This is a genomic window from Clostridium sp. BSD9I1 (assembly GCF_900185645.1).
Lineage (GTDB): Bacteria > Bacillota > Clostridia > Clostridiales > Clostridiaceae > Clostridium_AK.
Map to the genome: position 1 here is coordinate 291,971 of NZ_FYAM01000023.1, position 24,547 is coordinate 316,517.

A 24,547-nucleotide genomic window follows, 5' to 3' on the forward strand; every position below is an offset into this window, starting at 1 on the left:
TCTGATTTTTATTTATGAACTTTTTGAGAGTATTTACGTTTAATTTATGAAGGAGTGATAACCATGGATGGAATAGAGGTTCAACATTTAACTAAAAGTTATGATGGTAAATATAACGCTTTAAATGATATAAACTTTGTTTTGCCTGAAGGGAGAATAATGGGTTTTTTAGGCCCGAATGGTTCAGGGAAGACAACAACTGTAAGGATTTTAAATGGGATACTTAAACCAAATTTCGGGGATGCAAGAATACTTGGTTTGGATATACTTAAGGAAACTTTAGAGATACATAAGATATGTGGAGTTATGACTGAAAGTGCTGCTTGCTATGAAAATCTAACTGCTTTAGAAAATCTAATGTTTTTTGGAAGTATGTATGGAATAAGTGAAAGCATACTCAAAGAAAGAAGTATAAATCTTTTGAAGAGATTGGAACTTTATGAGCATAGCAGTAAAAAGATTAAAGAATATAGTACGGGTATGAAAAAGAGGGTTTCACTTGCTATAGCTCTTATACATGAGCCTAAGGTTTTATTCTTAGATGAACCAACCTCAGGATTAGATCCTGAAAATGCATTAAATGTTACAAAGCTTATTAAGGAATTATCTGAGGAAAATAAAGTGACGGTGCTATTATGCACTCACCAATTAAAGTATGCAGAAGAGATTTGTAATTTTTATGGGTTTGTAAGTAATGGAAAGATGTTAGGATATGGTACATTTGAAGATTTAACTAAAAGGTTTAATTATAAAAATAATATTATAATTAAAGGAGAGGATATCCATGAGGAACTTGGAATAAAACAGATAGATACTGGAATTTATAAAAAAGAAGTAAGTTTTGATGAAGAGATTTCACAGGTACTTTATAACATTTTAAATAAGGGTGGGAAAGTATATGAAGTTCAAAGGGAAAGGGTTAGCTTAGAAGAGTTATATTTTAATTATGTTAGGAGTGAAAAAAATGAATAAGCTTTGCAGAAGTATTATTCAAAAGGATTTAAATGAAATAACTAGCTCTAAACAAATATTTCTACCTATGATTATAGTTCCCTTAGTATTTGTTATAATAATACCAATTGTAATGCTTATATCCATAAATCTTTCATCTAAGGGAATAGGTCAAATAAATGGACTAGAAAGTATGATGGAAAAGTTACCTAATGAATATATTAACTTTTCTATACCTGAATTAGTATTGAAGACAGGAGTAAATTACTTTTTTCCAAGTTTATTCTTAATAATTCCAATAATGTCATCTAATATAATAGGAGCGAGCAGTTTTGTAGGGGAAAAAGAGCATAAAACTATGGAAACTCTATTATATACACCTATTTCAATAGAAAAGATATTTATTTCAAAGGTTATAGGAGTGTTTGTATTATCATTTATAATTACATTAATTTCATTTGTTATATTTGGTATTATGATAAATATAGGTGGAGTAATTTATTTAGGAGAAATAATATTTCCCAATGTGAAATGGATAATTTTAATTATATATGTTGTGCCAGCTTTAACAGTGCTAGGGTTAAGTTTTACAGTTCTTGTTTCTGCAAAATCTAAAACTTTTCAAGAAGCTCAGCAGCAAAGCGGATTAATAGTTGTACCTATAATATTGTTATTTGTGGGGCAAATGACAGGAGTATTTTTGCTTAACAATACCCTTCTTATACTTCTGGGAACTATTATATTTATTATAGATTATATTTTAATTAAAGTAATGTCAAAAAGATTTGTACCAGAAAATTTAATTTAATTATCAACATGAATTAAGTAGGTGAAAACACCATGGAAGAAAAGGAATTATTAAAGAATGCAAAAGATGGAGATAAAAATGCTTTAACTATTTTGATTAATGATAACTATCAAATACTTACAGGATATGCAATAAAACTTATAGGTAATGAGGAGCTTGCAAAGGATATTGTGCAAGAGACTTTGCTCAAAGCTATTATAAACTTAGAAAAATTTAAACCTCAAGCAAAATTTTCAACATGGCTTATAACTATAGCTACTAATTTATATAAGGATTATTTAAGAAAAAATAAAGAAATGCTGCCTTTAAATGAGGAATTAATATTTGAAGGAAAAAGTGTAGATATGAAAGTTATAGATAATGTGCAGATGAAAGAAGTATTTAAAATTTTAAATGAACTTTCTTATGAAAAAAGAACCGTGTTTATACTTAAGCATTATTATAATTATAAATATGACGAAATAGCTCAAATAGTGAAATGCCCTGTAGGAACTGTACGATCTAGACTTCACTCTGCAGTTAATTCTATAATAGTAAAGATGAAGGAAAGTGGGATTATAAATGAATAAAGATTTCAATCAAAATATAGATGATTTTTATAATGAAGAAGCTAGCTCTTATGTTAAATTTCAGAAAGATGATGTTTATATGAATAGTTTGGGAAGTATGAAGAAATACATGGATAGTATAGAGGATATAAATCATTTGGATTTTTCTTTAGAGTCCATAATTAATCAAGCCATAGAAAAAAGAGAAAATAAAATAACTAAGAAGGAAAGTATATATTTCTTAATTTTATCTACTGTAATAATGACTATATTAGCTATAATTACAATGAATGTGAGCATTAATTTTATAATATACTTACAAATGTTTATGATTCTCATAGCGCCTTTTATTATAATTCCTATAGCTTTAACTAAGGCAAGGGGGAATAACCTATGATATATAATAAAACACATTTAGTAGTGCTAATTATAGTAATACCTATACTTATTATTCAAGGATTTTGGATATTTAAGGATGCTAAGAAAAGAGGAGAAAAATACTACTGGCTTTGGGGCATTTTTGGACTATTAAACACCCCTGGAAACCTTATAATATACTTAATAATTACAAGGATCATATTCGACAAATTTAAGTCTTAGAAAAGAAGGGAAAAATCCCTTCTTTTATTTTATAAATTTTAGTAACAAAAACTTATAAAATAGATAAATTAATAGTGAGGCCTATTAATTTTAGGAGGGTATGTGGGTGAACTATGAAGTAAGAGACTGTATTGATGCAGGTACAGAATATTGTCCTTGCCATTTGGCAGAAAGTGGAGAATGTATATTATGTTCTCAGTTAAGAGGGAAGACATTTTGTGACTGCATTAACTGGAAGGGTGTATGCATATATCAAGAATTTGCATGGAATGGTAATAAAGCTAAGGAAGGAAGAAAAGAAATAGAATGTACATTATTAAATAAAAGAGTGATATATAAGGATTTAGTTGAGTTTACTTTAGATGTAAGTCATAAAATGGCTAAAGATTTAAGTGCTCCAGGAACCTTTGTAATGCTCCGAAATCCTCAAAATGAACATTTCTTTTCAACACCCATATCTATTATGGAATCCAACACTGAAGAAAATAAGATAAAAGTTGTGGTAGAGGTAAAGGGAGTAAAAAGTAAGGCTTTAAATGACACCAAGGAGGGGGAAAAGTTACTTTTAAAGGGGCCATTTTTTAATGGTGTATTAGGGCTTAAAAATTTATCCAAATTAAAAGATGGAACTGCCATAATAGTAGCAAGGGGAATAGGGCAGGCTCCAATTATACCAATTCTGAAAAAGCTTTATACTTCAGCAAATAAGGTATACGTTATATTAGATAGCAAGCCTTATGAAGGTGTATTTATTGAAGAGTACTTAAATTTTTACAATGCTAAACTTATACAGTGCAATGTCATAAATGAAAATGGTCAATTAACATCGGAGTTTAAAAATATAATTTTAGATATTATAAAAAATGAAAATGTAGGGCTTGTTCATTCATCGGCAGCAGATATTGTAAATTATAATATAGTAAATTTGATTGGAGAATCAATAGATTTTTCTTGCTGTAATAATGCAAAGATGTGTTGTGGAGAAGGAGTATGTGGAAGTTGCAGTACTAAAAATAAGTATTTTAATATTGAAAGGTCATGCAAACTTCAAATAGATCCTAGAAATATTTTGGAGGGTAGAAAATTATTATGAAGGTTATAATAATTGGCGGTGGTTGGTCAGGATGTGCAGCTGCTATTACTGCTAGAAAAGCAGGAGCAGAAGTAGAGTTATATGAAAAGACAGATATGCTTGTAGGCCTTGGTAATGTTGGTGGCATAATGAGAAATAATGGAAGATATACAGCAGCTGAAGAATTGATAAATCTAGGAGCAGGAGACCTAATAAACATAACAGATAGAAATGCAACACATAGAAATATAACATTCCCAGGTCATGGTCATGCATGCCGTAACGTATTGCGACTCTTTACCACAACTTGGTAAGGGAGGAGCTATTTTTTTTTAGCTCCCCAAAGCTTAACAGTAACTTCACCAGAATCTCCATCCCAATAGATTGAATCAATTATAGTCTCCAGCATTAATTTTTTCTTAGCTACATCTGAAATAAGGTCAATGGTAGTATTAAACTTATTTAAAGCTTCTAAGATTATATCTGCATTTAATTCATATTGATTAAATACCTCTTTGATGCTTTCTAACTCCTTTAATTTCTTTTTTAAATCCTCAATTTCTTTACCTAACGATTCAACCTTAGATATTATATATCCTGATGCAATAGGGCTTTCTATTTCAGATAATTTAGTTAATAAGCTATCCATCTGATTTTTCTTAAGCTGAATTTCATTTTCTATATCAGAGAAATAATTTAGAGTTACTGCAGAAGCTAATTCTGATTTATAGGTTTCTAATTCATTTAAGAGCTTTATTTTATTAATTTCCTTAATTTTTTCTACTACGCACTTTTCTATTTCTTCACCTTTTACATTAAGATTACTACAACGAGTTTTTCCTGAATTGCATTTCATTACACAGGTATAGTAATAAACTCTTTTTTTAGTTTTTTTATTTAATCTTCCATAAGAAACTCTCATTGGGCTGCCACAGTGGGAACATTTTAATAACCCACTAAGCAAAGCAGTTTTAGAAGTACCCATTCGTGGATTTACTTGTTTCTTATTTTTATCCATAACAGATTGAACCTCTAGCCATTTAGTGTTATCAATAATTCCCTTATGAACAGCTGTGGCAGCATACCATTCATTTATATCTCTAGATTTATATTTAGAGTTCTTCTTATTATATACAAGAATACCACTTCCATCAGGATTACCACATGTATTCATGCCTTTACTTTCAAGATATCTAAATACTAAATCATCAGATTTAACATATGCAGGGTTTCTAAGTATATCCCTTAAAGAAGTAATCCCAAAGTCGCCACCCTTTTTTCCTTTTATATTATTAGCTAATAAGAATTTTAAGGTGCGTGATAAGGAATGTGTTTCTAAATACTTTTCATAAATCTGAATTACTATTTCAAGTTCCTCTGCAACAGGAGATAATTGATACATTTTTTTCTGTTTATAATCGTTACTCATATAAATTATGGATTTACTTTCAAAACCTAAAGGAGTTTGGCCACCTAGCCAACGACCAGATTTAGCAAGCTCAAGCATATTATCCTTGATTCTTTCTGCTATAGTTTCTCTTTCTAACTGAGCAAAAACAGAGGCTATATACATCATAGCTCTTCCCATTGGAGTAGATGTATCAAATTGCTCACGAATAGAAATAAAACTTATATTATATTTTTGTAATTCATCAATAAGGTTAGAAAAATCAGCTATATTTCGGCTTATTCTATCCAATCTGTAACAAATAATAACATCAAATTTTTTAGACCTAGCATCTTTAAGCATTTGCTGAAACTGAGGCCGAGCTGTATTACTGCCTGAAAAACCTTCATCTTCATATATAGTAAAATCATTTACTTGTAAATTATTAAGATATTCTTTACATAGCTGAACTTGATTTTCTACAGATTCGCCTTTACCTGTAAACTTACTTTTTCTAGAATATATAGCAGCCTTCAAAATAACTCACCTCACCTTCATTAGTAAAGTATATTACTTTACCATAACTAAATATGAGATGAATTAATTGCAATAAGTATGCTTTCATAGTACTCCTTCCTAATTAACAACCAATTCTAATATAAGCTTTAAACTATAGAGAATTCATTAGTGATTTAGTGGAAAAAGAGTTAAAATAAACATATAATGCATATAAATTATTATCTAATCATAATGAATACTAGAAGAGGTAGAATTTATGGCTAAAGTAAAAAAAGTCATAGTACTTCAACCTACCGAGGAGAATATGATTCAATTTGAACAAAGGGCAGCTAGAGTTACTGCACGAATACTTGGTGATATACTACCTCCACAAATTATTGATGAACTTATAAGAATACTTAAGAAATCACAAGACTAAAAGAAGAAAGAGTAGAGAGTGGGGAACTAATGAGTTCTTATCATAGATATATTAAAAACAATTTAATAATTAAATATATTTCTGCATACGCATCAGCAAGAAAGCCAGAGTTTAAGCGAGAATGTAAATATTGGTATTCAATACCGATACCAACAGGTCATCATTCAAATAAATACTAATAGGTTTTTAGGCTATACAAAAGATGAAAATAAGCACATTGTAATTGTTCCTGAAGAGGCAGAGATAATAAAACGTATTTATCGAGAATATTTTGAAGGCTATAGTATGGATAAGATAAAAAAGGACTTAAAAATTATGGAATACTGACAAGTGCAGGTAAAAAAAGGTGGCATACCAGTACAATTCGAAAGATCCTCAGCAACGAGAAGTATATGGGAGATACACTTTTGCAGAAAACTTATACCGTTGATTTTCTTACAAAAAAGAGAGTTCAAAATAATGGCGTTGTTCCACAATATTATGTAGAAAATAGCCACGAAGCTATAATTCCAAAAGAGATTTTTATGTAGGTTCAAGAAGAACTGATTCGCAGGAGTACTGGTCATGTAGGTACAAGTGGTAATAAAAGAAATTTTAGCTGTAGTCATCCATTCTCACAGATTGTTTTTTGCGGGTGAATGTGGGGAGATATACCACAGAGTTCATTGGAACAACCGAGGTAAGAAATCTATTGTCTGGAGATGCGTCAGTAGATCGGAGAACACAGGCTTAGCTTGCAATTTAAGGACGGTGATTGAGGATTTATTAAAGGATGTCGTTGTAAAAGCAATTAATGGTAGAATTTAAGTCTGGGGTGGAGATTAAGGTAGAAATGTAAAGAAAATTGGAGCACTCTTTGGGTTTATATAAGCCTAAAGGGTGTTTTTACCTATTTATAGAAAATTTACATACTAAATGCAACAACGTCATATTTTGACGTTGTTGCATGGTATAATGAGAATGTAGCAAGAAAGTAATAGAGTTTAAGGGTGATTTTATGGACAAGATAACAAGGTTACTTTTGTTATATTCAAAGCTGACACAAGGAGAAAAAGTCAATAAACTTAGCTTTTGTATGGAGACAGATAGTTTGCCTAGAACATTTGATAGGGATATAGAGGATGTGCGATTATACTTAAGTGAGCTGTTCTGTAATGAAGAGTTAATTTATGATAGGCAGGAAAATGTTTATTACTTTGCAGGTCCGCAAAGAAAAGCACTGGAAACTATGGAGTATCTGTTTATTGAAAGAGTGTTATTAGATACTGGTGCACTTCGGGGTGATGAAATGGATGGGTTGCTTACACATTTGGCAGGGAATGCTGAAAATGTAAGTAAAATGGCATTACATGAAAAAGAATGTATAAAGAAGTATGATGAACCTCTTCATAAAAAAGCAATCCTTAAGATGCATGGTGACTTGGCAACTATAATAACGAATAAATCTGTTATTAGAATAAACTATATAAAAATGAGTGGAGGGGTGGTTGAAAGAGAAGTAATTCCGTGTGCAATAAAATATGACTTTGGATATTTGTATTTAATAGCATTTTTAAAGACAAGCAATAAGCAATATCCGGCATATTTTCGACTGGACAGAATTTACTCCTTCTCTGTTGTCCAAAGTCAAAGAATGGATGAGATGCAACGTGTAGCTGAATATATGGAGAGGTATTCAAAAGGGATTACTCAAATGTATGGAGGTGAATTTATAGAGGTTATTGTTATGTGTAAAAAAGAGTTTTATCCATATATACATGATAAATTTAGAAACGCAAATATTGTGAAGGATAAAGATAACACAGTGAATGTAAAGCTAAATACATTTGAAGATGGTTTTATAAAATGGATAATGAGTCAACCAGTAGATTTGGTACATATTATTGAACCAACAAGTATTAAAGAAAAAATTGTAAATGAAGCTAATAGATTATTAGTAGCTTATACGGAGGTGCAAAAGGATGGCAAAGAAAATTAGATTTCCACTGGAAATGGAGCAAGGTGTAGAAATACGAAGCATGGAAGAACTTCGAGAAAATTTCTCGTTGGGCAGAGTGCTGGTTTATTTGTCAAACGGCAAATTAGTAACATGGCTAAGAGACAGGTACGCTGATGATATTGCTAATGAGATTGAAGGCTTGAATACTGAAGACGATGAACTACCCAAAAAGGTATGCGAGATTTTTGAAATTGAATATGATGAAGAAGTTGCAATCGATTTGGAAAAAGCAGAAGAGAGAAACAGAAAATTAGGAATCCTTAAAGAGTACACCAATGAACAGCGATTTTTGAACGTTTTAGATGTAGTGGCGTTCACACAAGACGATGTATACGATTTGTTGGATGAAGAAGAAACAACTATATATCTTTGCGGTGAAAAATTCTCAATTCCATTAAGTAAAAAGGGCATGACTTATGTTGGAGTTAATAATCCGGTTGTTGTAGTTGAATCGAAGAAAATTGTAGATTGGAATGAAAAAGAAATATCTCTTGTTGATGTAAAATATGATTTTGCATATCAACAAATTGTGGATGAACATAATCAGACTAAAGTAATCAAGGAAAAAGTAGTTGAAGAGGTGACTGTAGAAAAAGTACTTTTCAGAATGAGCATTGTAGATGTACTTACTATTACTGGAAGAGGGACTGTTGCTACTGGACACATTGATGAAGGTGTGATTTCAGTGAATGATACTATAACTCTTAAAAGAAAAGGGAGTTCTTCCCGTGATGTTGTAATTACTAGCATAGAAATGCTTAGGAAACTAGTGGATAATGCTCAAAAAGGTGACGATGTTGGTTTACTGCTCAGAGGGATTCAGAGAGATGAATTAAGTACAGGTGATGTCTTGGAAAAGGTTGTGTATGAGAAACAGAAAGTTGAGAGATTTGCTACTACAATTAATGGCAATGGCTATTCTAAAAATTCATATTTGAATTTCATGTTATCTACGGATGATAAGGCAGGTGCCAAATGTTGCTATGAGAAATTAATGAACCAGATAGATGAGTTGAATTATGATATTGATACAGATGTAAAAGATGTTAAACAGAAGTTGTTAGAAGATGGGTTGGCTGGTTTGGCAGATAATTATCTTAATAATTTATAATGAAGAGGGGATAAGGCTATGATAATTAATAATAATATAAAACATATGAATAATGATATGAGAATTGTAAAATTTGAAACTTTGATCAATGATGTTAATGAGGCATTAGACACCAAACCGTTTATGACGGATTTTTTTGGAGCTACAGCTATGTTAGGACGAAGAAAGGCTAAGACTAATACCAGCTTGGCAATGGTTTTTGATTATGACAAGCTGAATGATTATGGAAAGGTGATTGTTGAGAGTAGTCGTTTATGCATAAGGAGTAGTAGCGATAAGTACCAAGATGCCTGGTGTGAAAAGTATCCGGATATCAGTGCCTTTAAGGATAATAAATATAAAATTGAAGCGGCTAAGACATTAGTAAAACACTGCCAAAATCAGCAAAATCGTAAAGAAGCATATAAGTTTGTTTTCTGGACAATGATGGTGTTGACTGTTGATAAGACGGATGCAGAGGAACATTTATCATTGATTTGTGACTTCGCTCGTATGCTGAAAATCACTGATGATGAGATGGAGGATATGTTGATGGTTATCAAGGTTCTTTATCATGAGGAAGAATCAGGTTTTGAATTCAATACAGAAACAGTACCTAATATATTTTCACGAGTGCTTTGTGTCTACAATAATTAAGGTGGTGATTAGATGGAAGATAAAACACTTAAATCAAAATTAGTCAGATACATTGATGCCGGATTTCCTATCATATATTTAAACACGTTTGAAGAGGATAAGGTGGATATTATTATAAGAGAAATCAGTTCTGGCAAAGAAATCTATGAATGGAATGAAACTAACGGGTACATAGATTTTGAAACTAAAACACCAATGATGGAGGATTGCACACTTGAGATGATGCTTGACCAGATGAAATCACAGGATATGCTGGATAGAAAAATCATTCTCTTAAAAGATGTCAACGCATACTTGGACGATTCGAAAATTGTATCAAAGATTAAGGGGTTGGCAAGGATGATAAACCAGGGTGCAGATGCTTCGGTTATTATTATCTCCAATATTCTAGTCATACCAAGAGAATTGGAAAAGTTCATCACAATTTTGGAGATGGACTATTTGAACAATGAAGAGATTAAACAGATTATCACAGGCTTTATAAAGGACAACGGTTTAGAGGCAGTTGAAGAGTCTTTAGTCGATGAATTAGCCGTAGCGTTTAAAGGATTGACAGAGTTTGAAATTTATAATCTGCTCGCACTCTCCTATGCAGATGATGGCGAACTAACAAGAAGGGATTTACGTTTAATCTTTGACCAGAAACAGCAGATGATAAAGAAAGCTGGAATACTGGAAATGATTCCATTGAAAGAAACAATACAGGATATCGGTGGGCTAGAAAATCTGAAAGAATGGTTTGTTCGCAAGGCAAAAGTCTATAAGAACATGAACAAGGCCAAGCAATATGGTGTTGATATGCCAAAAGGTGTATTAATTGCAGGAGTGCCTGGATGTGGGAAATCATTAAATGCCAAGGCTGCAGCTAATTTGTTTGAAGTACCGCTTCTTCGTTTAGATATGGGAAGATTGATGGGAAAATATGTAGGTGAATCTGAGGGAAATCTCAGAAATGCAATTGCCCTTGCAGAGGCAATATCACCATGTGTTTTATGGATAGATGAATTAGAAAAGGCCTTTGCTGGAATTGGTGGAAACGGTGGTGGTGCAGAAGTCACTACTCGATTATTCGGGAATTTCTTAACATGGATGCAAGAAAAAGACAGTCCAACATTTGTAGTAGCCACAGCAAATGACATTACAAAGTTACCACCTGAACTTCTTCGAAAAGGGCGTTTTGATGAAATTTTTTATGTAGGGTTACCAAATGAATCCGAGAGGGAAAAAATTTTCCAAATACACATTAATAAACGTAGACCCCAAGATTTGAAGAATATAAGAATATCTGAACTTATTGTAAAAACAAGAGGGTTTAGTGGAGCTGATATTGAAGGTGTTATTAAAGATGCAGTGGAGACAGCATTTGCAGATGATAAGAAGTGTGTACAAACTCAAGATGTAATTAATGCTATAAATAACACGCATTCACTTTCAGAAATTATGAAGGATGCGCTTGAAAAGCTGTCTAAGGAATATGAAAATAGAAAATTCAAGAATGCTTCTAAGTGAGGTGGAAAGAATGGAAGAAAAGAAAAGTTTAAAAGAAGTTACCAGTGTGGAATATATATCTGAAAGAGAGGCTAAAACTGTAAAGGAACTTTTTAAGAAGTATCTTAAATCGTATAAAGAAAAAGATATATCAGTGACGGATAAAGAATGGTTAGAGCAATTATTTAAGACCGAATTGTCAGAAGTAACTGATGAAGAAGCAAAGCAAGACGCTGAAGAGATTGTACAATCTATAAAAGTATTTGATAGCAATTTTCAGTCTGTAAATGAGGCAGCAGCACGAGGGATATCTAAAGAGAGTTGGCTTGCAGATAAAATGCAAGAAGCATCTGTAGGTATGGCTATAAATGAATATGGTCAAGTTCTGCAATCTATGGATAATACACTTTATCATAAGAATATGGAGTTGGCAGATGCCCTTCAACGTTCAACAGATGGTCATATTAAGATGAGTCCTAATCTGGATGGAAACATCGCAGAAAATATGATTGCAAAAACAACAGAGTTAAGTGGATTTTTGCAAGGAAAAAATATTAAGGTTGAAGTGCGAGATGTTTTTACAGAAAACTCTGTAGATGTAAGAGCCATCAATTTGGATACAGGGAAATATCAGAACTACCAGTTGAAGTTTGGTAAGGATGCAAAAGCTACAATAGATTTAATTGAGCGTGGAAATTATAATAATCAACAAATTATTGTTCCTTCAGAACAGTTAGATGAAGTTAAAGCTCATTTTAAAGCAAAAGGCTCATCTAAGACAATAACAGATCATATCGATGCTTGGGGTGCAAAAGGTAAAAAGTTCACAAAGGAAGACATGAAAGAACTTCAAGTTGCAGCACAAGAAGATGGAATTATGCCAAGTATGGACTATAGTCATTATCAAACTAAAGATTTGGCAATGTCTATCGGAAAAAATGCAGGTGCAATGGCATTACAAGCTGCAGCAGTGACAACAGGACTTAATATTGCTAGTAAGTTATTCAATGGTGAAAAAGTTGACGCTGATGAAATGGTTGGGATTGCAATTAGAACAGGAGCAGACACATCTGTTAAAGTTGTTACTGCTGGAACACTTCAAGTGGCTATTCGAAAAGGCATAATCTCATTTATACCAAAAGCAACCCCTGCTGGGGTAATTGCAAATATTGCTTGCGTAGGAATTGAGAATATAAAGATATTAGCAAAGATTGCATCTGGAGAGTTATCTATGACAAAAGGGCTTGACCAAATGGGAAGAGTTACAACTTCAATGATTGGTGGATTATGTGGGATGGCTAAAGGTGCTGCAATTGGCGCATCATTAACTGGATGGATACCTGTTATTGGAGCACCTTTATCAGTCGTCACTGGATTTTTGGGAGGTATGGTTGGTTACTTCGGTGGATCCAAATTGGGAGATGTTATTTATAGTGCTGGGAAAAAAGTTGCAGGTGTAGCCAAGGGTGTAGCAAAGGCTACTATGAATGGGTTGAAATCTGCTGGCCGTGCGGTTGTTGGCGAAATTAAGTCAGCAGGACGTGCAGTAGCAAGTTTTTTCGGATTTTAAATCGTATTTGGATTGTTAATACCTAATGGCATTGGTATGCTACCAGGCAAATGATATAATTAGGCGTGTTTGGATGAGGAATAAAAGAAAATGTTCGAAGAATAGTATATGCAGTGAATTGTTTCTATGAGTAGGCAGTCATATTTCCCAATGGCAAGGAAATCAAAATAAATGTAGAAATCATATGATAGATGTTACATTTGAACTTGGACCTAGGGATAGAGTTTATCTATGAATCGTGTAGGGGGATAGTTATGGATAGATTTGTAAACAAGAAGTGGAAAGACATAAGTGAAGACGATAAAAAGGAATTGTTAAAAGATGCTATATGTAGAGATTAAGAGTAGATAGTCTGCTATTGAATGGAGAAGGGATTGTTTACTTTACGGAGACTCTTGCAGTTATGGCATGCGTCTGTAATGGTGTTATTGAGATTGATGATAGTGAAGTTTTATATAATCCATGTATAGAGAATGAGGGACAACCGATGAGCCAAGAAGAATTGGATGCTATGTTTGAAGAATACAAAACGAGTATACCATATGATTTTGAAAATCCTGTTTATCAATTTGAAAAAACCTGTAAGAATAGGCGAGACCACTGAAAAAGCTATGCTTTTTCTCTTGATATCGAATTAAGCCGATAAATGAGCACGAAGTATTCTATAATTTCTAAGAATACTTGAGAGTGTAAAATAGTTTGTGTAAACTCAAATGTGGATATAATTTAAAAATATATATCCAAGGAGGGTACACAAACTATTATGCTATTAAGAAAAGAATTATTAAGAGAGTTTATTAGGGAGAATAACTTAACAACAGCAAGAGAGATACAGGATGCTCTAAAAGATGTTTTTGCAAGTACGCTTTACGAAATGCTTGAAGCGGAGCTTGACGAACATTTAGGATATACAAAGGATGAAAATAAACACCTTGTAATTGTTCCTGAAGAGGCAGAGATAATAAAACGTATTTATCGAGAATATCTTGAAGGGTCTAGCATGGACAAAATTAAAAAAAGGACTTGAAAATGATGGGATACTGACAAGTGCAGGTAAAAAAAGGTGGCATACCAGTACACTTCGAAAGATCCTCAGCAACGAGAAGTATATGGGTGATGCACTTTTACAGAAAACTTATAACGTTGATTTTCTTACAAAAAAGAGAGTGCAAAATAATGGTGTTGTTCCATAATATTATGTAGAAAATAGCCACGAAGCTATAATTCCAAAAGAGATTTTTATGCAGGTTCAAGAAGAACTGATTCGCAGGAGTACTGGTCATGCAGGTATAGCTTGCAACTCAAGGACGGTGCTTGAGGATTTATTAAAGGATGTTGTTGTAAAAGCTATTAATGATTTGCTGGGGGAAAAGGATGATTTTTTACAAGTTCTTAGAAATAATATAGAAACAGTAATTAATGAACAGGATACCAGTGCAGTAGCTGAAATAGAGAAAAAGCTAGAAGAATTACAAAAGCAACTATTAATACGGACCAATTCTAAAGAAGATTATAACGATATTGCTGATGAGATTTATCGGCTACGGGAAGAAAAGTATAATGCTTTAGCAGAAGATGCAGAAAAGAAAGCAGTGGGCCAAAGACTTATGGATATGACAGCTTTTCTAAAGGAGCAACCAACGCTTATTGATAATTGTGATGAGCAGCTGATAAGGAGATTGATTGGAAAGATTATGGTGTATGGGTATAAGTTCGTAGTAGAATTTAAGTCTGGGGTGGAAGTTGAGGTGGAGATGTAAAGAATTATTATAAGCACCAACTTTAGAGAAAGTATTCTCTGGTTGGTGCTTTTTTGCGTTTTGAAGTCATTATTTTTAACATTTTGTCTGTATCAATTGTAAAATGTAAATTTTTATGATATATTTAAATGGTAAAATTTTCAACAAAAGAGGTGAGTGTGCTTTGGAAAACAGTAATGTAGAGTTAGTGAGAGAAAAAGTTACAGCAAATATGGCAGATAATTTAGCAATGCTTCGAACAAAGTTAGGATTAACACAAATACAATTAGCTAATTTAATTGGTGTTTCAAGACACACTATAATGCAAGTAGAAAATAAGAAAGCTAAGTTATCTTGGAATACTTTTTTAAGCTTGCTATTAGTATTTATCAAAAATCCTGAAACTGATAAACTTCTTAATATATTAGAGATATATACTGAAGAGTTGAATAATGAATTAAAGATAAGGTGAATTTCAAAAGCTAATTATATTAGCAATCAAATGTATGATTTTGGCGATTGTTTAAATATATTATTGATTAAATAATATGAAAATCTAGGGGGTTAATCATCATGAATGAAGTAGAAAAAAGATATTTTGACGCACTTCATAAAGATCGTTCTGATAGTGCAGATACATTTGAAAAGCCGTCTACCAGAGAAATGTGGAGAAGTATTGTCGAAAAGTATTCTGACCAGGCACATTTTATCTATGAATTAATACAAAATGCTGATGATGTGGGGGCAACATCGACTCGTTTTATACTTGAGTCAGATAAATTGATTTTTGCTCATAATGGAAAACGTCACTTTTCAATTAGCAACCCTGAAACCGAAGATAAAGATTCAAAAGAAGGTAATCTAGGTGATATCAATGCGATTACTGGTATTGCTTTTTCGAATAAAAAAACTCAAGAAAATAAAATAGGTAAATTTGGTGTGGGATTTAAAGCTGTATTCCAATACACTGCGACTCCCCATATTTATGACCCGGATTTTCGTTTTTGTATAAATCGTTATATTGTTCCTATTGCATTAGAAGCAGACTTCCCGGATAGAAGACCAGATGAAACATTATTTGTGTTTCCATTTGACCATAAGGATAGAAATCCAGTTGAAACTTATAAAGATATCGAAGGGAAATTAAAGGATTTGTCATATCCAATTTTGTTTTTAACAAATCTTCTTGATATTTCTTTTGAGATTGGAAATCTTATAGGTTTCTACAGAAAAAATATAGAAGAAACATATGAATTTGAAGATACTATCGCAGAAAAGATTTGTTTAATGCAAAAAAGCGGCAAAAGTATTACATATAAGTATTTATGGCTATTTAGCCGTTTTGATGGTGACTTTAAATACTCTGTGGGGTTTTTCCTTGATGAGAATAATTACTTAACACCAGCAAACGAACCCGCATTTTGCTTTTTCCCAACAAAAGAAACAACAGGATTGAATTTTTTAGTCCATGCTCCGTTTCTTTTGACGGATAGCCGTGAAGGTATTAGAGTTGGAATTGCACACAACAATAATTTGATTAATATGCTGTCAGTACTTGCAGCAGATTCAATGCTCTATTTGAGAGATATTGGAGAAAGAACATCAGTACAATTAATCACAGATGATATTTTTTCAATTATTCCTATCAAAGAAGATGCTTTTTGTGACGTGGATGATACAAGTTGTATATCTTTCAAACCTTTTTATAGTGCTATTAAAAATGTATTTGAAACCGAAGAACTTATTCCAACACGAGACGGATATACTTGTGTTGAAAATGCCTATTGGGCAGCGGTTCCTTTTTTGGCACAACTCTTTGATGATGCGCAGCTTGCAGATATCTGTGAGAATTCAGATGCTAAATGGGCATTTTTATCTCATGGACGTGATGAAGTTCAGCGTAATAATAAAGCACTATTTTCTTATATTGAATCAATCACGAAGACAGGACTTACAGAAGATGCTCTAATTAATGGACGAAGTGCATCTTTATATGGAACTAGAATAAAGGCCATTAAAGGCATTGATAATAGTTTTATTGAAAAGCAAGATGTTTCATGGTTACATAAGTTATATAAGTGGCTATCAGAAACAAGTCATCGTACCGAACTTGCGAAAAAAAAGCCTATTTTTCTTGACCAAGACTCAAAAGCAGTTGCTGCTTTTGATAAAAATAATCAGCAGGTATTATTTCTTCCAATTGATGATAATGAAAATTATATTGTAGTAAATGATGAATTACTTCAAAATAAAGATACATATGAGTTTATTCAGAAGATAGGATTAACTAAACCCTCGCTTAAAGACGAGATTTATAATTTAATTTTACCACAATATAATACAGATAAGCCTATTGTTACTAAACCTCATTTTAAGAAATTTTTTAGCTATTATCAAAAATGCACGCAAAGAGACTCTGTTGCTTTTATAAATATGATTAAAGATCTTGCTTTTACATTGTGCAAGTATAATGATGATGAAACACTATACAGATGTAAAGTATGCGATAGTTATTATCCAGATAAGTCATTAGAAAGATGGTTTAAAACAAAACCCCGCACACTTTTTTTGGCATTTGAAGAATACATTAAAGTATTTGGAGAAGATAAAAAAGAAGAACTTTTGGAATTTTTAAATGCACTTGGGCTAAAAAATATTCCATCATTAAAGGAAAATTCAGGCTCAGGATATTATGAGAGAGAAATAGAAAATTACATTGATGGATTTCAAGAAATAATCAATGAATGTATTATCAAAAAGGATATTGAATTATCATCTTTCATTTGGGAAGAACTATGTGTATTTATAGAAAATGGACTTTTAAATAGGAAAATATTAATTAAGCAAGTTTTATCACGCTCAGATGGTCGCTGTAATTTCACAAGTACCTATATTGAATCAAATACAGCTAAATTATTGCGTGTGCAACCTTGGCTTGTTAATAAAAATGGAGAATTTGTTTCAGCCGATAAACTATCAAAAAATTCTCTATCTGAAATTTATAATATGAAAAGTGACCAATTAGTTGAGTTATTAGATTTGTTAGGTATTGAAGATGAAGTAGAAAGAGAAGATTATAGCATGTTGTCTGATAACCAACTCAGGCAGATAGAAAGAGCAAAGTTGTGTGACGAACTTGGATTAACTATGGAAGATTTAAAGGAAATGGCTGAAATTAAAAGTAGACGTAAAGCACATGCGTCGGCGATATCTTCACATACAGATGATAGTAGATCTATTACTTATGAAGAAATAGATGAGAAAATTTTTGCTGATACCGAATATGGCCATAATGTAGGGACTGATGTTCAACCTAAAAAGAAATTAAATCATGCTGCCGTTCGTGTTGCAAAGGATATTATTAAAAAAACTAATCCTATACCTACAGCTTATGTTGACACACCTTTAGATGAACAAGAAGATATTGATGAGGATGAGTTCATTCCTTCTTCTGTTAATTATAGTAGAAAGGTAGAGTTAGAGAAGCAAAAAGCTGCAAAAGCAATTGATAAAATTGCCTACCAAGAAGAATTACAACAACGTGCATTAGATGCACCAAGGTATTCTTATGGTTGGTTTAAGGCACTTCTTGAACTTGAGACATTAAATACTAATACAAATAATTTAAACAGCAAAGAGGTTTCTATTAGCTTTGCAAGTGTAGAACGTGAGGTTGGTACACAGAGAACCCTTATTCTTAAACAGCCCAATAGATATATTCCTCAGTTTATGGAAGATTTGGCGGACATACCGCTAGTTCTGAGTATTGGTGGGCAAACGAAAACCTTGGCTATTGAAGTTGCTAATATAAAATCCTACACATTACGTGTAAAACTAAAATCTCATGTAGAAATCCAAGAACTAGATTTAAGCAAAGTAACAGAAGCTCGTATCGATGCTAAAAGTCCAGTATTTCTATTGGAGGAACTTCGTAAGCAATTTATTGAATTAGGGTACGTTGATGACTACAATATGCAAGAGAATTTGTGTGAGAATATAGAGTTTGTATTTGGTCCTCCGGGAACAGGAAAAACAACTCATCTAGCTAAAAATGTTCTTGTGCCTCTTATGTTTAGCAAGCAAAATTTGAATGTTTTAGTATTAACACCTACAAACAAAGCAGCCGATGTTTTGGTGCGAAGAATAATGGAAGTGATGGACAAAGACCTATCTTATAATGATTGGTTAGTAAGGTTTGGTGGTACTGGTGACGAACTTATTGAACAGAGTCCAGTATATCGTGATAAAACATTTGATATTCGTACATTAAATAAAAATGTTACAGTAACAACGATTGCACGATTTCCATATGATTTCTTCATGCCACAAGGGTCTCGTATCTTCCTAAATGGAATAAATTGGGATTATATTATTATTGACGAAGCATCAATGATTCCGCTGGTCAATATTGTATATCCTTTGTATAAGAAAACTCCTAAGAAGTTCATAATTGCAGGTGACCCTTTTCAGATTGAGCCTATTACATCAGTAGATTTGTGGAAGAACGAAAACATTTATACAATGGTGCATTTGGACTCATTTGTCGACCCCAAAACTATTCCTTATGATTATAAAGTGGAGTTGCTTACAACACAGTACCGTAGTATTCCATCGGTTGGATCCGTATTTAGTAAGTTCGCCTACGGTGGAATTTTAGAGCATTATAGAGGTGAGGATAGTAAAAAGAAATTAAACATTGATGACAAACTTAAGGTCAACGCACTCAATATAATCAAGTTTCCAGTAAGTAAATACGAGAGCATATATCGCTCAAAAAGATTACAGCATAGTAGTTCGTATCAAATCTATTCTGCACTATTTACTTTTGAGTTCGTATCATATTTATCGAATCTAATTGCAAATGCAAATTGTGGAGATTTATTTAAAATAGGTATCATTGCTCCATATAGAGCGCAAGCGGATTTGATTGAGAAGTTAATTGGTTCCGCCGAAATTCCAAAAGAAATTGATGTTCAGGTTGGAACAATTCACGGATTCCAGGGAGATGAATGTGATATTATTTTTGCGGTGTTTAATACACCTCCAACAATTACCGGGGGCAAAGATATGTTCTTAAATAAAAGTAATATTATTAACGTATCCATAAGCCGTGCAAAAGATTACCTGTTTGTCGTAATGCCAGACGATAATGTGGAAAATATCGGAAATTTACATTTGGTAAAACGTGTAGAGCAGCTTTTCAAAAGTAGCGGTTCGTATGTAGAATTCCAAACGCATGACTTGGAACAACATATATTTGGTAATGCTCAATACTTGGAAGAAAATGCTTTTTCAACTGGACATCAAAGTGTAAATGTATATAGACTGCCTGAAAAATGTTATGAAATTCGAAGCGAAGATACGGCGGTTGATGTGCAAATATATCGACCAATAGAGCAAAGAAATCAGGAGAAAACAGAATAATTAAGTTCTATATCGAATGAAAAAGCATTGAAATTGATAAGAAATACTTCCATGTCAGTATACCAGAGAGTTTTTCTGGAGACCGGTTTATAATAATAGCAGATATTGCGTAATAGAGGTTTAGGAGGAGAGGGCTAATGTGTAAGAAAGTTAAAACACAAACAAACTATGTACAACACTTTTCAACAAGAATTCCATGGAAGGATAACGATTATACTGGGAGAATAGACAATAATCCTAGGTATAATGTAGCTGCTCAAGTAATCCCAAACATTGCATCTTCACGGGACTTAGAGTTTGAGGAAACAAATAAAGGTAAAAATTACGAACAAGTAGGACCAGTAAGAATGCAAAGTTGGATTACAGAGAACGCAGCGTTCATGAGTGATACCAAGCTTTATCTTAAAATGAACCATCCATATAAAAAAGGGAATGCTAAGTTCAAGCATTTCGAAGAAACAACTTTTGAGATGAACCCTTATTCATTTTTATTGCGCCCCTTTTCATGGACTTTAAAGGATAATGCCAATGAGAAACAAAAGTATTACAATTTTTATTTTGACTTAGAAAAAACAGAACAAATGCTGAGCTGGTCAAGCTCGTGGGTATCGCATGGAGAATCTCAAAAAGGAATTTTCGACTACTTCTTTTCCGGAATTAGTCCGCACAATTCATTGATATTTCCATATTACAAACAAGTTCCGTTTATCGATGATAATAGGCGTGTAATTGCAGGAATAGGAAATATAGTATCAAATGTAGAAATTCATGAGTATGAGTCTGATGGAAGCAGTGATGAAAAAAACTACATTTGGGAGACAAATGCAGCTCATTCAATAAGAGTTGATGGTAACGAAGGCTTTTTAATGCCATATCTTGAAATTTCAGAGTATGCAAAAAAACATCCTGATTTTGATGTAGCGAGTGTCACATTGTTTGAAGCGGCAGGTTTTAGAACGGAATTTTCATATGCAGCTGAATGGATCAGCTACGATGCGGCTATTGATGTGCTAAATCAAGCGAAAACTGTATTAAAGAATATAGCTAAACTCAAGCTAAAAGAAGCCAATCATGAATGGGTTAATGTTCAACTTGAATATATTGATAATCAATTAAAAAGCGTTTGGAATCAACGTGGTATATTTCCAGGATTAGGTTCGGTTTTATCAGCTTTCGGTGTTAGATATGGTTTCGATGTTGCTAAATATGTTGATACTTCTGAAAACGACCTGATTTCTGAATTGAAGTTATACTTTTCAGGTGATAAAGAAACTGGTAACGAAAAATTGGATAACAGCTTAGCTGACAAAGAGGATGAGTTTTCTGGTTTATTAAGAGATGAAAACAAAACTCAATTCTTTGAACTTTTGTCTCGATTGAATCTTTCTGTTGAACAAGCTATTTATGCTTGGGGTAACCTGAAAAATTATGCAGATGAAATTGTTGAAAACCCATACCTGTTATACGAACTTACACGAAAAGAAAAGGACATTCATCAAGTTACTATTTCTCAAATCGACAATGCAATGTTTGTGAATCCGTTGGTGGAAAATAAGTATCCTCTTAAGAAACCAACAAAAATGAGAACTGATAGTGATAAACGCCGATTTAGAGCTATGGTGATATTTGTTTTAGTTCAAGCGGCAAATCAAGGCCATACTTTACTCAGCTATGATCAAATTGTTGAAGAAATTAACAAATTACCATTAGATAATAAAACGGATTTTGAAACAGAAAAGATTGAAGGTGTTCTAGAGTTCTTGCAGGAAGGTGAATTGCACGTTGATGTAAAAAATACTTACATCAAACTGAAAGAATATCAAGATTATAAACAATTGGTAGTCGATATAGTAAATAGCCGTTTAGGAACTAGTTTATCAAGTGAACAAAACTGGAGAAAAATTATTGACGATCAATTTGGAGAACTTCAAGAAAATAATGAAGAAAACGATGAATTGGCTCGTGATGAAAAGGCAACAGCGTTAAGGATTCTCGAATCATCTAAGATATCTGTCCTATTGGGAAGAGCAGGGACGGGTAAAACATCAGCATTGGGGATTTTTGCTTCTTCAAAAGAAATTAAAGCTGGTGGAGTATTGGCATTGACCCCTACTGGGAAAGCAAGAGTTCAACTTGAGAATTCATTTAAGAAGAATAGTGTTAAAGCTGAGTTTATGACTGTGGCACAATTTTTAATTCGTTCAAAAGGTTTCAGTTGGAACACAATGGCTTATAAGATGCCAAGCCAACCTAGTTCGAGTATTGCCAAAACAGTTATTATCGATGAAAGTTCAATGCTGACTGAAGATATGTTTGCTGGCATACTAAAGCTTATTGATTCTCATTCTGAAAGAATTATCTTTATAGGAGATCCAAATCAATTACCTCCAATAGGAGCAGGGCGCCCATTTGTTGATTTGATTAATTATTTAGAGAGTGCTTATCCTGAAAAGGTCGCAACATTGAAAACTGAGATGAGACAAGGTTCAGGTGGTGATGATTTATCATTTGCTCAGATATTCTCTAATTCGGATTCAGTCGATAAAGATGTAATTTACCGTATTCAAAACAATCAAACAGATAATCGGCTTAAATATATTCAATACACCGATTTAGACGAGTTAGAAAAAGTGTTCTTTGAAGAATTGGTAGAAATTACAAATATGACAAATGAAGATGATATTAATGGTTTCAATAAAAGTTTGGGAGCTACTGTAGGCAAATATACAAAATATCCAACTAGTGAACATATAGAAGACTGGCAAATTCTATCTCCAACTAAATCTATTGGTGCAGGAAGCTATTATTTGAATAATCAGCTTCACCAAAAATATCGTCAAGATATTGTAGATGAATGGAATAAATATCTATTATCAAAAAACAGTCCTCAATCTGTTCAAAATATTGTTTACGGAGATAAAGTCATATCTAATGTAAATGGTGAGAAGGATTACTGGGATGGTTCATCGGGAAAAGCATATATTGCAAATGGTGAAATTGGTATTATGGCGGATTACCCAAGCCACTATGGCAAAGATGATAAGAATACTAGTTGGTATAAATTCCGTTTTGGCTCATTTGAAGGAAAAGTATTTTCATATACTAAAGCTGATTTTGGTGGTGATAATAGCGATTCTAAGTTAGAACTTGCTTATGCTCTTACAGTTCACAAATCACAAGGTTCTAGCTTTGGCAAAACCATAGTAGTCATAAATGGTAAAAGTTCATTTGTTACAAAAGAACTTTTGTATACTGCGTTTTCTCGTCAAAGAGAAAGACTAATTGTATTAAGTGATTTGTCAATTCAAGAATTAGTTCAGTATGCGAATGACTGGTATTCGGATACCAAGCAACGATATACAGACTTATTTGAAGTTCCAAACATCATTGAGATGGGGTCTAGTAAACAAAAACGGTATTTTGAAGAAAAATTGATCCATAAAACAATTCGTGGTGAAATGGTTAGATCAAAGTCTGAAGTAATTGTGGCTAATATTCTTGATAAGATGAAAATTGAGTATTTCTATGAAGAACCATTAAATGTTAGTGGTAAAACCTATATTCCTGATTTTACTCTACGCTACCAAGGCAAAACTGCTTGTTTAGAGCATCTTGGAATGTTAAGAGATAAATCATATAAAAAGCGTTGGGACGAGAAAAAAGCAAATTATGAAAGTGTGGGAATTTCAGAAACTCTTGGAAATTTGATAATTACCGAGGACGGATTAGACGGAAGTTTGGATGCAACGTTAATAGAGAGTAAAATTCAAACATGGATAAAAAATAGTTGATATATTCCCACAAACGTAAGAACTCAAAAAAGTGCCATTGACTTATTCACATGAACGGAGAAATGAAAAATTTATATAAAATATAGCGTTCATCCACTCAAAATAGGTTGTGACATCAATCCAAGCCCTATTAGCCATGCGGAGACGGTAGCACTTATAACAAAGAAAGAAAAATAAAGTGTAGTAAAAACATTAATAAATAAAGGATTTCCGAGATTGGAAGTAACGATGTCAGTTTTATGGTGTGTTGCTACTGGCACGGGAATCCTTGTTTTCGCGTTATGAGAAAGCAAATCAGCAAAAGCTAAGGTGTTGATTTATAATTAAAACTGACCCACCTTTTGAACCATACCCTTAAAGGTAGATAGTCATAGTGAAATATGATCATGTATTTTTAAGGGGAGATGGTCGCAAAATGGGAGAAAAGAATAAAACTTATAGTAAGGAATTTAAGCTTGATGCTATAAGGATGTACCTGAGTGGTGA

General features: G+C 32.8%; 21 protein-coding genes and 2 pseudogenes. 22 read left to right on the plus strand and 1 reads right to left on the minus strand.

Annotated features, from left to right (window positions below; genetic code table 11):
* Positions 1–63: 63 nt before the first annotated feature.
* The 7 genes and pseudogenes from BSD9I1_RS08830 to BSD9I1_RS08860 form a co-directional block, all read left to right on the plus strand.
* Complete coding sequence (locus BSD9I1_RS08830) at positions 64–972, plus strand: ABC transporter ATP-binding protein (RefSeq protein ID WP_186430031.1); 909 nt, start codon at positions 64–66, stop codon at positions 970–972.
* A complete protein-coding gene (locus tag BSD9I1_RS08835; protein ID WP_186430032.1) occupies positions 965–1,759 on the plus strand; it encodes an ABC transporter permease subunit in 795 nt (264 codons plus the stop codon). Before BSD9I1_RS08830 ends, BSD9I1_RS08835 begins: the two co-directional genes overlap by 8 nt.
* Before the next feature lie 32 nt (positions 1,760–1,791).
* On the plus strand, positions 1,792–2,328 hold the full coding sequence (gene sigY, locus BSD9I1_RS08840; protein WP_186430033.1) for an RNA polymerase sigma factor SigY: 537 nt from the start codon (positions 1,792–1,794) through the stop codon (positions 2,326–2,328).
* Entirely contained in the window at positions 2,321–2,704 is a 384-nt protein-coding gene (locus tag BSD9I1_RS08845; RefSeq protein ID WP_186430034.1) for a hypothetical protein, read from the plus strand. The genes sigY and BSD9I1_RS08845 overlap by 8 nt, the downstream gene beginning before the upstream one ends.
* Positions 2,701–2,907, plus strand: a complete 207-nt coding sequence (locus tag BSD9I1_RS08850; protein ID WP_207653899.1) for a hypothetical protein — start codon at positions 2,701–2,703, stop codon at positions 2,905–2,907. Before BSD9I1_RS08845 ends, BSD9I1_RS08850 begins: the two co-directional genes overlap by 4 nt.
* Before the next feature lie 106 nt (positions 2,908–3,013).
* Positions 3,014–4,000: a sulfide/dihydroorotate dehydrogenase-like FAD/NAD-binding protein gene (locus BSD9I1_RS08855; protein ID WP_186430035.1), complete on the plus strand. Its 987-nt coding sequence runs from the start codon at positions 3,014–3,016 to the stop codon at positions 3,998–4,000.
* Positions 3,997–4,254, plus strand: a pseudogene (locus tag BSD9I1_RS08860) (FAD-dependent oxidoreductase); the annotation flags it as partial. The gene BSD9I1_RS08855 and the pseudogene BSD9I1_RS08860, both read left to right, overlap by 4 nt.
* 47 nt (positions 4,255–4,301) lie before the next feature.
* On the opposite strand, the gene BSD9I1_RS08865 reads toward BSD9I1_RS08860, so the two are convergent.
* Positions 4,302–5,903 carry a recombinase family protein gene (locus BSD9I1_RS08865; RefSeq protein ID WP_186430037.1) on the minus strand — a complete coding sequence of 534 codons (1,602 nt, stop codon included), beginning with the start codon at positions 5,901–5,903 and terminating at the stop codon, positions 4,302–4,304.
* Between the two features lie 238 nt (positions 5,904–6,141).
* Here BSD9I1_RS08865 and BSD9I1_RS08870 point away from each other — a divergent pair, with 238 nt between their 5' ends.
* From BSD9I1_RS08870 to BSD9I1_RS08930, 15 genes and pseudogenes are all read left to right on the plus strand, one after another.
* A complete protein-coding gene (locus tag BSD9I1_RS08870; protein WP_186430038.1) occupies positions 6,142–6,303 on the plus strand; it encodes a 4-alpha-glucanotransferase in 162 nt (53 codons plus the stop codon).
* Between the two features lie 90 nt (positions 6,304–6,393).
* Positions 6,394–7,098, plus strand: a pseudogene (locus BSD9I1_RS08875) (recombinase family protein); the annotation flags it as partial.
* A gap of 202 nt (positions 7,099–7,300) precedes the next feature.
* On the plus strand, positions 7,301–8,281 hold the full coding sequence (locus BSD9I1_RS08880; RefSeq protein ID WP_186430039.1) for a YafY family protein: 981 nt from the start codon (positions 7,301–7,303) through the stop codon (positions 8,279–8,281).
* On the plus strand, positions 8,265–9,413 hold the full coding sequence (locus BSD9I1_RS08885; RefSeq protein WP_186430040.1) for an EF-Tu/IF-2/RF-3 family GTPase: 1,149 nt from the start codon (positions 8,265–8,267) through the stop codon (positions 9,411–9,413). The genes BSD9I1_RS08880 and BSD9I1_RS08885 overlap by 17 nt, the downstream gene beginning before the upstream one ends.
* A gap of 18 nt (positions 9,414–9,431) precedes the next feature.
* Positions 9,432–10,049, plus strand: coding sequence for a hypothetical protein (locus BSD9I1_RS08890; RefSeq protein WP_186430041.1), 618 nt, complete (start codon positions 9,432–9,434; stop codon positions 10,047–10,049).
* Positions 10,050–10,061: 12 nt separating this feature from the next.
* The gene (locus tag BSD9I1_RS08895; RefSeq protein ID WP_186430042.1) at positions 10,062–11,558 is read left to right on the plus strand and encodes an AAA family ATPase; all 1,497 of its coding nucleotides are present in this window, start codon (positions 10,062–10,064) and stop codon (positions 11,556–11,558) included.
* Between the two features lie 10 nt (positions 11,559–11,568).
* Entirely contained in the window at positions 11,569–13,107 is a 1,539-nt protein-coding gene (locus tag BSD9I1_RS08900; RefSeq protein WP_186430043.1) for a hypothetical protein, read from the plus strand.
* Positions 13,108–13,307: 200 nt separating this feature from the next.
* Positions 13,308–13,448, plus strand: a complete 141-nt coding sequence (locus BSD9I1_RS08905; RefSeq protein ID WP_186430044.1) for a hypothetical protein — start codon at positions 13,308–13,310, stop codon at positions 13,446–13,448.
* A gap of 62 nt (positions 13,449–13,510) precedes the next feature.
* Positions 13,511–13,711 carry a hypothetical protein gene (locus tag BSD9I1_RS08910; protein WP_186430045.1) on the plus strand — a complete coding sequence of 67 codons (201 nt, stop codon included), beginning with the start codon at positions 13,511–13,513 and terminating at the stop codon, positions 13,709–13,711.
* A gap of 159 nt (positions 13,712–13,870) precedes the next feature.
* Complete coding sequence (locus BSD9I1_RS18875; protein ID WP_242966447.1) at positions 13,871–14,134, plus strand: hypothetical protein; 264 nt, start codon at positions 13,871–13,873, stop codon at positions 14,132–14,134.
* Entirely contained in the window at positions 14,094–14,300 is a 207-nt protein-coding gene (locus BSD9I1_RS18880) for a recombinase family protein (RefSeq protein ID WP_242966448.1), read from the plus strand. The genes BSD9I1_RS18875 and BSD9I1_RS18880 overlap by 41 nt, the downstream gene beginning before the upstream one ends.
* Before the next feature lie 48 nt (positions 14,301–14,348).
* Positions 14,349–14,867 (plus strand): DNA recombinase, encoded by a 519-nt coding sequence (locus tag BSD9I1_RS18885; RefSeq protein ID WP_242966449.1) that lies wholly within the window; start codon positions 14,349–14,351, stop codon positions 14,865–14,867.
* A 163-nt stretch (positions 14,868–15,030) separates the two neighbouring features.
* A complete protein-coding gene (locus BSD9I1_RS08920; RefSeq protein WP_186430046.1) occupies positions 15,031–15,318 on the plus strand; it encodes a helix-turn-helix transcriptional regulator in 288 nt (95 codons plus the stop codon).
* Between the two features lie 101 nt (positions 15,319–15,419).
* A complete protein-coding gene (locus BSD9I1_RS08925; protein ID WP_186430047.1) occupies positions 15,420–20,270 on the plus strand; it encodes an ATP-binding protein in 4,851 nt (1,616 codons plus the stop codon).
* Positions 20,271–20,407: 137 nt separating this feature from the next.
* Positions 20,408–24,061 carry an AAA family ATPase gene (locus BSD9I1_RS08930; RefSeq protein WP_186430048.1) on the plus strand — a complete coding sequence of 1,218 codons (3,654 nt, stop codon included), beginning with the start codon at positions 20,408–20,410 and terminating at the stop codon, positions 24,059–24,061.
* Positions 24,062–24,547: the final 486 nt, after the last annotated feature.